Here is an 11,633-nt window from a genome sequence, read left to right as displayed (position 1 = left end):
CGCGGATACTCCCCAAACCGGTTTGGGGTGGCTGGCGCCTACCCCGGATCGGGTTCGGGCCGGTCGGCTCCGCCTCGCGTCGGGTTCGGGCCGGTCGGCATCCGCCCGGGTCGGTTCGGGCGGCTGCGCTGGGTGTACTGGTTGGGGAGGCTAGAGGAGTTGGCGGGCGAGGGAGTCGGCTACGAAGTGCTCGAATTCGGCGGGGGTCCAGCCGGATTCGTCGACGAGTTCTTGGTAGACGCCGGGGGCGGCCAGGGCGCGGTAGACGGCTTGGGCTTGTTTGAGGGGGATGCGGAGTTCTGCCTTCAGGGACTCGATGATCGCGTCCATGACTTGGTTGCGGCCGGCAAGTTTGGCGCGCAGTAGCGCCTTGGTTTCGGGGCTCTCGTCGGTGGCGGCTTCGAAGATCAGTACGACGTCGAATCCGGCGGCGTACAGGTTGGTGAGCCAGTTGGCGGCGCCGCGGAGGCGGGCGGCGGGGTCTTCGATCGCGAAGACCTGTTGGGCGCGTTCCATCGCGCCGGCCTCGGCCAGCCAGAGGTCGCAGATCAGCGACAGGATCTCGCGCTTCGTGCCGAAGGCCGAGTAGACCGTTCTGGTCGCCACCCCGGCGTCCTTGGCGATCGCGTCGATGCTGGTGGCGCCGTAGCCCTGGCCCGCGAAGAGCCGGCGCGCGGAGTTCGCGATCCGGATCCGGGTCTCCTCCGCCTGTGCCTGGCGATAGGACTTGACAGCTTCGGCCATGTCGGCACACTATCACTGTGTTCAGTGCAGTGATACTGCATCGAGTGCACAAGGAGTGCATCGAGATTCACAGGGGGAGACATGGCTGCGTACAAAGCGATGCCGAGCGGTACGGCGACCGGACCGCTGGCGGTGCTGGAGCGGATCCTGCACGAGGGATTCGCGACCGGGAACGAGGCAATCGTCGACGAGGTGTGTGCGCCGGAGATGGTGGAGCACCAGTTCGGGCTGGCCGGGACCGGCGCCGAGGCGCATAAGAACGTGAAGGCGGCGATCCGGCAGGTGCACTCGATCATGCCGGATCTCGTCTACACGCTGGAGGACAGCGTGGTCGTCGGTGACGTGGTGTGGGCGCGGGGCCGCGCGCGGGGGACTGCGACCGGTGGGTTCTTCGGGCCGCCGAGCAACGCGCCGATCGACATGGCGTTGTTCGAGATGGCGCGGGTCGTCGACGGGCTGATCGTCGAGCACTGGGGGTGCCCCGACCGGTTCGCGCTGCTCGCGCAGACCGGCGTACTGGATCGGCTTTGACCGCTTGCTGTCAGCCCGCGGTGGAGGGAGGCGCGGGACGACACGCTGTGGAGCATGGGTCATCCACGGTGGTCAGCAGTTGTCCTTGCCGGTCTGCTTTTGACGGGCTGTGGCGGTCAGGGGAAGCCACAGGCCGATTCAGGGGCGCAGACGTCGGCGCCGGTACCGACGTCGGTCAGCCCCACTCCGACTCCATCTCCGACGCCGACTCCGAAGCCCAGCCCGCCACCGCGGCCCCCGAGGTGTAGCGGCGTACTCAAAGGCGGGCAGCTGACGGTCACCGGCGACGACGGCGCCTTCCTCACTGACGGGGGGATCGGCTGCGGTGATGGTGCTGTCATCGGGTACGAGCGGCTCTGGACCGGCATGCGGTTCACCGACGGCGCCAAGGAGATCACCCTCGGTCCGAAGAAGTCGGCGATCTTCGCCGGCTACCGGATCCGGGTCGGGGTCGCCAACAGCAGGCAGGCGACCTTCACGATGGAGAAGATCCCCAAGGTCAAGAAGACCTGATCGCCCCGGAGGAGGCGGCGGTGTCGGCGGCGTCGGCGCCGTACGCGTTCGACATCCGCTCGAGGAACTTGGCGCGGTCCAGGGTGTACTCCTGGGTGCCGACCGTCTCCAGGACGGTGGTCGCCAGGGTGCAGCCGATCTGGGCCGAGACCTCGTGCTCGAGGCCGGCCGCGCGGCCGGTCAGGTAGCCCGCGCGGAACGCGTCGCCGCCGCCGGTCGGGTCGACCAGTCCCGGCGCCGGGACGGCGGGAACCTTGGTGATGATGCCTTCGGAGTTCTCGATCACGACGCCGTCGCCGCCGTGAGTGGTGACGCGGACTCCTACCTTGCCGAGGATCTCGTCGTGGCTCCAGCCGGTCTTCTGCACCATCAGGCCGGCTTCGTACTCGTTGCTGAACAGGTACGTCGCGCCGTCGATCAGGCGCTGGATGTCCGCGCCGTCCATCCGGGCCAGCTGCTGTGACGGGTCGGCGGCGATCGCGATCCCGTGCTGCTTGGCCAGCTCGGTGTGCTTGACCATGCCCTCGGGGTCGTCGGCGCCGATCAGGACCAGGTCGATCCCGCCGCTGGCCGCGTGGATCGCGCCCAGGTCGAGCTCGCGGGACTCGGCCATCGCGCCGGTGTAGAACGAGGCGATCTGGTTGGCGTCCAGGTCCGTCGTACAGGTGAACCGGGCGGTGTGTACGTTCGCACAGATGCGCACGTGGGAGACGTCCACGCCGGCCTCGGCGAGGGCCGCGCCGTACTCGGTGAAGTCCGCGCCGACCGAGCCGACGAGCAGCGACGGCTGCCCGAGCTGCGCCATCCCGTAGCAGATGTTCGCGGCGACCCCGCCGCGGTGCACGACCAGTTCGTCGACCAGGAACGACAAGGAGACCTTGTGCATCTGCTCCTCGAGGAACTGGTCCTTGAACCGGCCCGGGAACGTCATCAGGATGTCGGTCGCAATCGATCCGGCGACGGCGATCTGCATACGGGTGTGCTCCTCGGGTGGGGTGCTTGTCCGGCGTTCGGGCAACCCATAGAGACTACAGGCGACCGTCTTAATACATGGAGGGGTACTTATGGGCTCACAAGTTCAGGTAACCGACGACTTGCACGCTTACATGGTGGCGAACGGCACACCGCTGGATGAGATCGCCTCCGAGCTGGTTGCCGAGACGCAGGAGCTCGGCGACGTCTCCGAGATGCTGACGACGTCGGACCAGGCCGGGCTGCTGACCACGCTCACCCAGCTGATCTCGGCGCGGCGGGCGGTCGAGATCGGGACCTTCACCGGTTTCTCCGCGCTGGCGATCGCGCGCGGCCTGCCGGACGACGGGCAGCTGATCTGCCTGGACGCCAGCGAGGAGTGGACGGCGATCGGCCGCCGGTACTGGGAGAAGGCCGGAGTCTCCGGGAAGATCGAGCTGCGGATCGGTGACGGGCACGCGCTCGCGGCCGAGCTGGACGGATCGTTCGACCTGGCCTTCGTCGACGCCGACAAGCCCGGGTACATCGACTACTTCGAGAAGCTCCTGCCGCTGATCCGGCCGAACGGCGTGCTGCTGTTCGACAACACGCTCGCCGGGGGCCGCGTGGCCGACGCGGACGGTCCGAGCGACCGCAAGGAGTTCAACGCGCACATCGCCAAGGACGAGCGGGTCGACGTGACGATCCTCGGGATCGGCGACGGACTGACCCTGGTCCGCAAGAAGTGAGCAAGGCGACGCCGCGGCTGGCGATCAAGGACCTGCAGCACAAGTACGGCGACCGGCCGGTGATCGAGGGGCTGACCTTCACCCTGCGCGCCGGTCAGGCGATCGCGCTCGTCGGGCCGAACGGCGCCGGTAAGACCACCGTGCTCAAGTGCATCGTCGGCGCGGCCGAACCCGCGGCGGGCACCATCCTGCTCGACGGTCAGCCGATCGACGAACGGTCCGAGGTCGTCCGCCGCGACGTCGCGACCCTGCTCGACGACCTCGACTTCTTCCCTGACCTGACCGCGGCCGAGCATCTCGACCTGCTCGCCCGCGCCCACGGCAATGCGACGCCGGAGGACCTGGTCGACACGCTGCTGCACGACATCGGTCTGCTCCCGGCCGCCGACCAGCTGCCGGGCTCGTTGTCGTCCGGTCAGCGGCGTCGGCTCGCGTTGGCGACGGCACTGGTGCGCCCGCGCAAGCTGATGGTTCTGGATGAGCCCGAGGCCCGCCTGGACGTCGAGGGCGTGAAGTGGTTGTCGGAGCGGCTGATCGAAGAGAAGAAGTCCGGTACGTCGATCCTCTTCGCCAGCCACGAGCCGTCCCTCGTCGAGGCGGTGGCCGACTCCGTCGTCACGTTAACTCCCCTCCCATGAGCGAACCAGTCACCTTCGATCCGGCCGACTTCGGGGCGATTCCCTCGCCGCGCGCGTTGCGGAAGTGGATGCGCGAGACGCGGCGGAAGCATGCGGACCGTTCGTTCGGCCAGCTGTTCGAAGACGTCTATCTGGTCATCTTCACGCTCGCCATGCTCGGTGCGACGGGTGGGAATGTCGTCAAGCATCTGAACGCCGACATGACCACATGCGACTCGCTGCATTGCATGCGGCTATGGCAGGTGCTGCCGTACATCCTGGTTCCGTTGCTGGTGGCAACCACCTTGCGGGTGCTGTCGAGTATCGGTCCGGTCTCCGCGTCGCGAGCGACCGGTTTCTGGCTTCTCGGTACGCCGGTCAACCGGAGCGCGATGCTGCGTCCGACGTACTGGAAAGCTGTTGCCGGTACGGCGGTAGTCGGTGGAGTCGTGTCGACCGCGGCCTGGGCTGTGCTCGGGTCGCCGTTCACGTCGCTGGCCGAGGTTTCGGTTGTGACGACCGCGCTGATGGTGTGCGCGGCGTGCGTGACGGTGTGGGCGCAGCAGACGGAACGGCGTTCCTGGTGGACGTTGCGGGTGGCCGACCTGCTGCTCGTTGCTGCGCTGGTTCCGGCGGTGTGGCTGGCCGTGGAGCGCTTCCGGGACCCGGTGAACATCCAGACGGCGAACGTCGTGATCACTGGCTTCACGACTCCGGCATACGCGTATGGGCCGATTGGGCTGAGCTTGCAGGACCTGCGGGTGCCGTTGGTTGGCGCAGGTGCGCTGGTCGTCGTACTGGTGCTGGTCTTCCTCATTGCGCGGACGCTTGGGCGGCTGAGCCGCACGAGTGTGATCGCTGGTGGTGAACTCCTGACCGGTCTGGCGGGTGCGGCGAGCAGTTTGGATCCGAGCATGCTGGCTGATGTCGTCTCCGGGCGGCACTGGCGGCTGGCGGGTCGTGCGCGGACGCGGCGGGGGAGAGGGTCGCATGGCGGCGCGCTGATCCAGCGCGAGTTCGTGCGGATCCTGCGCTGGCCGCGGCGGTTGGTGATCGGGTTCGCGTTGCTGGTGGTGCCGTATGCGGTCGCGGGTGCGGGCTTCGATCCGCTGGTTCCGATCGCGGCCGGGTTCGCCGGGTTCGCGGCGATCCGCCCGTTGATGGACGGGCTGCGGACGGTGTGCCGGTCCAAGGGGCTGGTGCGCGCGCTCGGGTACGACCTGCGCGAGCTGCGCGTGCTGATGGCGGTTGCGCCGGGGCTCATCACGATCGTCTGGGCGGCTGCGGCGTACCCGGTGATCGGTAGCGGCGCCTCGACGTTCGCGATCGGGGCCGGCGTGATCGCGGGTGCGGTCCGGCAGGCCTCGGCCCGGCCCCCGTCGTACAGCGGGCCGTTGGTTGCCTCGCCGATGGGCGCGATCCCGCCGGGACTGTTCTCGCAGCCGATGCGTGGGTTCGACGTACTGCTGATCTGCCTCGCGCCGGTCCTGCTCGGGCTGAGCTCGATGTGGGTGCTGGCGATCCCGGGCTTCATCCTCGCCGTGATGTTCGCCGTCCGGCCGAAGACCGACTGAGGCTGACCCCCGGGCTTGTTAGCTTTGGCGTTGACAGGTACCTTGTTTCGCATGGTAGCGGAGAAGGCCTTCACCCAGCTGCGGCGCGGGACGCTGGAGTTCTGCGTTCTGGCGCTGTTGCAGGGGGAGGAGCGGTACGGGTTCGACCTGGTGAAGGAGCTCGGCGAGATCGACGGAATGGTCACCACCGAAGGCACGATCTACCCGCTGCTGGCGCGGCTGCGGCGGGAGGGCCTGGTGGAGACCAGCTGGCGCGAGTCCGAATCCGGGCCGCCGCGCCGCTACTACCGAGCCACGGCCGAGGGCGGTCAGGCGCTGGCCGACTTCACCGCCGACTGGGAGCGATTCCGGACGTCTGTCGACGACATCCTGCGGCGGGGCAACGAGGGGAAGAAGAAATGAGCGTGGATCGGCTGATCGCGGCGTACCTGAGTGACCTGGTGCTGGCGGCCGAGCCGCTGCCCGCTGAACGCCGTACCGACTTGATGGTCGACGTCACGGCGCACATCGCCGAGGCGCGAGCGGCGGGCGCCACGTCGGAGGACGACGTCCGGCAGATGCTCAAGCAGCTGGGCGAACCTCGCGACATCGTCGTCGCCGCGTCGGATGGGCTGGTGCTGGTCGAACCGCAGCCCGCCGCACCGCCGCAGCCGCGCTTTCGCGGGCGCGAGATCGCCGTCTTCTTCCTGCTGCCGTTCGGTGTCTACATCTTCTTGGTCGGCTGGTTCGCCGGGCTGTACCTGCTGTGGAAGTCTGACCGGTGGACGGACCGGGAGAAGTGGCTGGCGACGTTCATCATGCCGTTCGGATATGCGTCTGTGCAGGCGTTCGCGACCGTGGATCTCGACTACACGCTGCCGGGGTACCTGCGTGTGCCGGCTGTTATCGCGCTGCTGGCCGCTCCGCTGGTGATGGTGGTCGTCCTGGCTCGGAACGGGCGGCCGGGGCGGTCAGCGCAGTAGCGGTAGCAGTCGGTCGCCGATGCGGATGGTCTCCTCGCGGTACGGCGTATCGGACAGGATGAAGGTCGTGATGCCGAGGTCCTGGTACTTCTTCAGGGACTTCGCGACATCTTCCGCCGAGCCGACGAGCCACGTCGTACCGGCGCCGCCACCGCCGTACTTGCCGGGGGCTGTGTAGAGGTTGTCGTCGAGGACGTCGCCGCGGGCCGCGAGGTCGATCAGCCGCTGCTGGCCGACCGCCTTGAACCAGCGGTGGTCGCGATCGCCGGCGTTCTCGGCCATCGTCGCGACCTTGGCCTCGGCGTCGGCCCAGGCCTGTTCGGTGGTGTCGCGGACGAGCGTCGTGATGCGCAGGCCGAACTCGAGTGGCTTGTGTTCGCGGCCGAGCTCGTTCTGCAGTTCGTTGAGACGGCTGATGCGGGCTTCGATGCCGTCGAGCGGCTCGCCCCAGAACAGCTGCACGTCTGCGTCGGTTGCTGCGACTCGCTGGGCCGCGTCCGATGCACCACCGAAGTACAGCTTGGGCGGTACGACGGGACGCGTGGCGACCGTGGAGTCGGTCACCTGGAAGTACTCGCCGGTGAAGGTGACGTTCTCCTCGTTCCACAGACGCCTGGTGAGTTGGAGGAACTCCTTGGTGCGGGCGTAGCGCTGGGCCTGGTCACCCTCGGAGTCGCCGTACGCCTTCAGGTTGTCCTGACCGGAGACGATGTTGACCAGCAGGCGTCCACCACTCAGCTGATCGAGCGTGCCGGCTGCGGAGGCGAAGTGCGCGGGCCGCCAGTAGCCCGGCCTGATTGCGACCAGCGGCCGGAAGGTCGTCGTACGGGCTGCTAGTGCGGCTGCCACCGTGAAGGTGTCGGGGCGGCCCCAACCGGTGCCGAGTAGAGCGCCGCTCCAACCGTGCTGCTCGGTGAGCGTCGCCAACTCGGTCAGCCGATCGAGGCTGTTGTGGCCGCCGGTTGCGTCGTCACCCCGGTGTCCGGGCTCGACCTGGTTCGGGATGTACCACAGGAACTCCGCCATACTGCTCAGCCTAAGTCGAGTGACGTGGTCGACTTAGGGCGTCTCAAGGAGTGAGGCGGAGGCCGTTGATGATGAGGACGAGGAGTCGCCGGGCCTGTTCGTGCTGCTCGTCGGGCGAGGCCGCGACCGCGGCGCCGACCATCGCGGCGACCACATCATCTGGTGGGATGCCGGGTCGGAAGACGCCCGAGGTTTCTCCTGCGGTGAGGAAGTAGCTGATCGCGGTGGCGACGCGGGTGCGGGTCTCCGACTGGGTGATGGCGCCCGACGCGACCAGCGTGCGCAGGCTGTCGCCCATCGCGCGCTTGGAGTCGATGAAGTCGAGGTAGCTGCCCATCCAGGCCAGCAGTCCGGCATCGGCGGGCCCCTTTGCGGCCTGCTCCGGGGCCTCGTCGCAGAGGCGGGTGAGCTCCTGCTGGTAGACCGCCTGGAGGAGCGCCTCGCGGGTCGGGAAGTGCCGGTACAGCGTCGCAATCCCGACGCCGGCTCGCGCCGCGACCTGGTCGAGCGACAGGCGCGTCGGCTCGCCCTTGCGCGCCGCCTTGGCGAGATCCGCCAGCTCGCCGACCGCCGCGGCCACCACCTGCTCGCGCTTCCGTGCCGCATCCGCCCGCATAAGTGGAGAAACCTCCAGTTAGTGTTATCGTCGGCATAAGTGGAGAAAACTCCACTTTACTCCTTCGGAGGAGCCTGGATGAGTACGACGCAACGACCCGGCGGCACTCTCGAGCTGGCCGGTCACGAGATCGCCCGGCTCGGGTACGGCGCGATGCAGTTGGAGAAGGTGGACCGGGCCGCGGCAACCGCCGTACTGCGGCGTGCTGTCGAGCTCGGTGTGAATCACCTGGACACTGCATCGTTCTACGGCGATGCGGTCGTGAACGAACACATCCGCGCGGCGTTGGCACCGTACTCGGATGATCTGGTGATCGTCAGCAAGGTCGGCGCGCGGCGCGTGGACGCTCCGGTGCCGCTCGCCCTTGCTCAGCGGCCGCATGAACTCCGCGCTCAGGTTCACCGCGACCTCACCACCCTCGGCCTCGACCAGATCGCCGTCGTCAACCTCCGCCGCGCCGACCAAGGCCCGGGGTTGATCGCGAGCGGGGAGGACGTCGTACCGATCGATGATCAGTTGGCCGAGCTCAGCGCGCTCCGCGACGAAGGCCTGATCGGCGCTATCGGCCTCAGCAACGTCAGTACCGCGCAGATTGAGCACGCCCTCCCCGTCGGGCTGGCCTGCGTTCAAAACGCCTACGGGCTGTTGGATCGCACTCACGAGGATGCGTTGGCTCTCTGCGCCGACCACGGCATCGCCTGGGTCCCCTACTTCCCGTTGGGGTCCGCCTTCTCCCAATACCCGTCGCCCACGGATCACCCCGTCGTACAGGGCCTAGCTGCCGAGCACGCCACCACGCCGGCCGCGCTGACCCTCGCCTGGCTCCTGGCCCACAACCCTTGCGTCGCCCCGATCCCCGGTACCCGCAGCCTTGTCCACTTGGAAGAAAACCTCGCCGCAGCTGCCGTTTCCCTAACTCCCGAAGACCTCAAAGAGCTGGACGCCCTAACGACCTGAGGTATCGCTTGCGGTAGAGGGGTTGGGCGAGGCGGGCCAGGGGATAGGCAGCCCGCCATCTGCCGGTCGCAGGTTGGGTGAGGGAGCGGATGGTCAACCACACCGAGTCGTCGGTACGGCGTTCCACGACGAAGGCTTCCTCGCCACGGATCGGGTGACCGGCCAGCGTGCTGTAGGCGAAGCCCGTACGGTTCGACTCGTTGACCACGGCAACAACCTCGACCGGCTCGTGGATTCGCAGTGGTCCCAGGTGGGCGACAACCCAGTACCTGTTGCCCACAGCAACCGGACGGTCGTCCGCGACCGTGAATCCACTGCGCGTCTTCACACCCCAGCGAAGGACCTCCCGCGCCGCAAACTCCCACACGCCCGATCCGTAACCGAGCAACGCCGTACGTTCAGAACCCTCGCCGGCCAAGGTCCGACCGGCGCCGTCATACGTCCGCCGTCGCTCACACAACGCCGTACCGGCCCTGAATGCCATGCCCCCATCATGCCGCTACGCCTCGGTCCCGCCCGTCGGGGCCATACGTAGCGCTTTGTGGAACTTCCAGGGCGGCATGTGACCTTTTCTTTCCACAAAGGCGGCTACTCCTCCCGCCGGTTCGCAGCGTCCGAAGAATCGCCGACCATGTACTGCGGTCGTTCGGACGTTAACGGCACTGGCCCCGGTCGGGGCCGATTCCGCGGTAGCGCACCGCCCGCTATGACTCCCCAAACCGGTTTGGGGAGGGTTTGCTCCTGCGGACGGGCAATCTGGGGAGGATTCACCGCCCGAATCGGTCGGGGATCCTCCCCAGACCGGCCGGGCGCCGCCGACCGATCCCGTAGCGTCCGAAGAATCGCCGACCACGTACTGCAGTCGTTCGGACGTTAGCGTGATGGAGGGGGTGGCGGTTCGCAGCGTCCGAGGAATCGCCGACCACGTACGGCGATTCTTCGGACGTTAGCGGCAGTGAGCGGTGCTTCACGCCTTGGGTTGGGGTTTGAAGCGGCGGACTTCGTGCGGCCAGCCGCAGGCCTCGGCGACTTTGCCGGCCCAGAGCTTGGCCGTCTCGTCGTCGGGGACGCTCACCAGCGCGAAGCCGCCCAGGAACTCCTTGGTCTCCACGTAGGGCCCGTCAGTGATCAGTACGTCGCCGCCGGTCGGGTCGGCGTGGTAGACCGGCCCGTCCTCCTCTTCCAGCCCACCGGCGAAGACGTACACACCGGCGTCCTTCATCTCCTCTACAACCGCTCGGGCGAGCGGACCGCGCCCGCGGAACCACTCCTCGGTGTGGTCGCCCACCCACTGCTGGTTGAAGTAGATGAGGTACTCAGGCATGGCTGCTCCCTAGGCTCAAGCGGACCCGTCGTCCGCCGCTACCTACGCTACGAACGCCATCCGCCGGTTTCGACAACCTACCGGCAGCCAATTGGTACCGCTTGGTTCAGCCGTCGACGTGGGGAGTGCTTTCGATCCACTGGTCGACCAGGGCAGCGTCGCCGGTGACAGTGAGGCCAGGAGCTTCGGCCAGGGGGAGGCGGCGGGTCAGGGCGAGCAGAAGGGACTGCGCTGGACCGGACAGCGTGACGTCGGCCTGCTCGGTCCCGGCATGCCAGACGGCACCGTCAGGGCGGCGTTCGATCAACCAGCCGCTGCCGTCGTCGGTGGCCTGCAGTTGCAGGGTCTCGCCGGTGCCGCGGATGGCGTGCGCGGACTCGGGACGCCGCATCTCCCACGTCGCGGAGGTGAGCATTGCCAGGTGGTTGCTGATGAGCTCGGCCGCGACATCAGGCTCGACCTCAACCGAGCGCCCCGCTGCATTGGCTGCGTCGAAGCCATGCACGACCGCCTCGTTGAGCATGCTGGCCAACCAGAACTGAGTTCCGGTCCGCCCATCCTGCGCGGCGTTGAACACCGGCGCGTCAATCGCGTCGTCGGAGCACGCACTCACGATCCGCTGAGCTGACGTCTCCAGCCACACCGGCCACTCGTCAGCCTCACCAGGCAGTACGGCGAGCTCCGTCGGCAGCTGGGTCGGATCGGTGATCCGCCGTTCGATGATCTCCGCGACCCAGTTCTGCGTCTGCCCCACATGCTCCACCAGTTCGGTGACCGTCCACTTCGGAGCAGTCGGTACGGCGGCATCCGGGCCGGCCGCGGTCGCCGCATCCGCCAGGCGCTTGGTGTGCTCGACAATCGCCTGGCGGGCGCGCTCCGCGCTCAACTCACTCATCAATCTTCCTCTCACACAAGGGCAACGTAGTCTCCACTCTCCCCGACCGCCCCACCCCAGTCGTCACCAAATCTGATGACCTTGCCGTCCACACCGGCTCATATCTTGCAACTGGCGCGGTACGGACCGAACGTCCAGTACGCCGACTTCCCCGGCTAACGCGAAACGGCGGCC

The 11,633-nt window shown here is 67.8% G+C and carries 15 protein-coding genes; 8 read left to right on the top strand and 7 right to left on the bottom strand.

Features of this window, described 5'->3' with window-relative positions; genetic code table 11:
* Nucleotides 1-150: 150 nt before the first annotated feature.
* Entirely contained in the window at nucleotides 151-744 is a 594-nt protein-coding gene (locus ACFVWG_RS38050; RefSeq protein ID WP_391548360.1) for a TetR/AcrR family transcriptional regulator, read from the bottom strand.
* An 81-nt stretch (nucleotides 745-825) separates the two neighbouring features.
* Between ACFVWG_RS38050 and ACFVWG_RS38045 the strand changes: the two genes are divergently transcribed.
* Nucleotides 826-1,275 (top strand): ester cyclase, encoded by a 450-nt coding sequence (locus ACFVWG_RS38045; protein ID WP_391548359.1) that lies wholly within the window; start codon nucleotides 826-828, stop codon nucleotides 1,273-1,275.
* 54 nt (nucleotides 1,276-1,329) lie between these two features.
* Nucleotides 1,330-1,788, top strand: coding sequence for a hypothetical protein (locus ACFVWG_RS38040; RefSeq protein WP_391548358.1), 459 nt, complete (start codon nucleotides 1,330-1,332; stop codon nucleotides 1,786-1,788).
* Here the strand turns inward: ACFVWG_RS38040 and ACFVWG_RS38035 are convergent.
* Nucleotides 1,775-2,761 (bottom strand): carbohydrate kinase family protein, encoded by a 987-nt coding sequence (locus ACFVWG_RS38035; protein ID WP_391548357.1) that lies wholly within the window; start codon nucleotides 2,759-2,761, stop codon nucleotides 1,775-1,777. The genes ACFVWG_RS38040 and ACFVWG_RS38035 overlap by 14 nt on opposite strands.
* 133 nt (nucleotides 2,762-2,894) lie before the next feature.
* Between ACFVWG_RS38035 and ACFVWG_RS38030 the strand changes: the two genes are divergently transcribed.
* Genes ACFVWG_RS38030 through ACFVWG_RS38010 form a run of 5 tightly spaced genes read left to right on the top strand, consistent with a single transcriptional unit; the run spans nucleotide 2,895 to nucleotide 6,641 of the window.
* A complete protein-coding gene (locus ACFVWG_RS38030) occupies nucleotides 2,895-3,488 on the top strand; it encodes an O-methyltransferase (RefSeq protein WP_391548430.1) in 594 nt (197 codons plus the stop codon).
* The gene (locus ACFVWG_RS38025; protein WP_391548356.1) at nucleotides 3,485-4,126 is read left to right on the top strand and encodes an ATP-binding cassette domain-containing protein; all 642 of its coding nucleotides are present in this window, start codon (nucleotides 3,485-3,487) and stop codon (nucleotides 4,124-4,126) included. Before ACFVWG_RS38030 ends, ACFVWG_RS38025 begins: the two co-directional genes overlap by 4 nt.
* On the top strand, nucleotides 4,123-5,679 hold the full coding sequence (locus tag ACFVWG_RS38020) for a DUF6297 family protein (protein ID WP_391548355.1): 1,557 nt from the start codon (nucleotides 4,123-4,125) through the stop codon (nucleotides 5,677-5,679). The genes ACFVWG_RS38025 and ACFVWG_RS38020 overlap by 4 nt, the downstream gene beginning before the upstream one ends.
* Nucleotides 5,680-5,730: 51 nt before the next feature.
* Nucleotides 5,731-6,081, top strand: a complete 351-nt coding sequence (locus ACFVWG_RS38015) for a PadR family transcriptional regulator (protein ID WP_391548354.1) — start codon at nucleotides 5,731-5,733, stop codon at nucleotides 6,079-6,081.
* Complete coding sequence (locus ACFVWG_RS38010; protein ID WP_391548353.1) at nucleotides 6,078-6,641, top strand: HAAS signaling domain-containing protein; 564 nt, start codon at nucleotides 6,078-6,080, stop codon at nucleotides 6,639-6,641. The genes ACFVWG_RS38015 and ACFVWG_RS38010 overlap by 4 nt, the downstream gene beginning before the upstream one ends.
* Here ACFVWG_RS38010 and ACFVWG_RS38005 read toward each other — a convergent pair.
* Together ACFVWG_RS38005 and ACFVWG_RS38000 are read right to left on the bottom strand one after the other, a co-directional pair.
* The gene (locus ACFVWG_RS38005; protein WP_391548352.1) at nucleotides 6,630-7,667 is read right to left on the bottom strand and encodes an LLM class flavin-dependent oxidoreductase; all 1,038 of its coding nucleotides are present in this window, start codon (nucleotides 7,665-7,667) and stop codon (nucleotides 6,630-6,632) included. The genes ACFVWG_RS38010 and ACFVWG_RS38005 overlap by 12 nt on opposite strands.
* Before the next feature lie 43 nt (nucleotides 7,668-7,710).
* Complete coding sequence (locus ACFVWG_RS38000) at nucleotides 7,711-8,283, bottom strand: TetR/AcrR family transcriptional regulator (RefSeq protein ID WP_391548351.1); 573 nt, start codon at nucleotides 8,281-8,283, stop codon at nucleotides 7,711-7,713.
* Nucleotides 8,284-8,361: 78 nt separating this feature from the next.
* On the opposite strand from ACFVWG_RS38000, the gene ACFVWG_RS37995 reads away from it, so the two are divergent.
* On the top strand, nucleotides 8,362-9,240 hold the full coding sequence (locus tag ACFVWG_RS37995; protein ID WP_391548350.1) for an aldo/keto reductase: 879 nt from the start codon (nucleotides 8,362-8,364) through the stop codon (nucleotides 9,238-9,240).
* Here ACFVWG_RS37995 and ACFVWG_RS37990 read toward each other — a convergent pair.
* From ACFVWG_RS37990 to ACFVWG_RS37980, 3 genes are all read right to left on the bottom strand, one after another.
* Nucleotides 9,212-9,724, bottom strand: a complete 513-nt coding sequence (locus ACFVWG_RS37990) for a DUF1990 family protein (protein WP_391548349.1) — start codon at nucleotides 9,722-9,724, stop codon at nucleotides 9,212-9,214. The genes ACFVWG_RS37995 and ACFVWG_RS37990 overlap by 29 nt on opposite strands.
* A gap of 483 nt (nucleotides 9,725-10,207) precedes the next feature.
* Nucleotides 10,208-10,564 carry a YciI family protein gene (locus ACFVWG_RS37985; protein WP_391548348.1) on the bottom strand — a complete coding sequence of 119 codons (357 nt, stop codon included), beginning with the start codon at nucleotides 10,562-10,564 and terminating at the stop codon, nucleotides 10,208-10,210.
* Between the two features lie 106 nt (nucleotides 10,565-10,670).
* Nucleotides 10,671-11,459, bottom strand: a complete 789-nt coding sequence (locus ACFVWG_RS37980; protein ID WP_391548347.1) for a maleylpyruvate isomerase family mycothiol-dependent enzyme — start codon at nucleotides 11,457-11,459, stop codon at nucleotides 10,671-10,673.
* Between the last annotated feature and the right edge of the window lie 174 nt (nucleotides 11,460-11,633).

It is taken from the genome of Kribbella sp. NPDC058245 (assembly GCF_042882005.1).
Taxonomy (GTDB): Bacteria; Actinomycetota; Actinomycetes; order Propionibacteriales; family Kribbellaceae; genus Kribbella.
The sequence above is the reverse complement of the archived record's forward strand: the minus strand, read 5'-3'. Positions and strand labels throughout refer to the sequence as shown.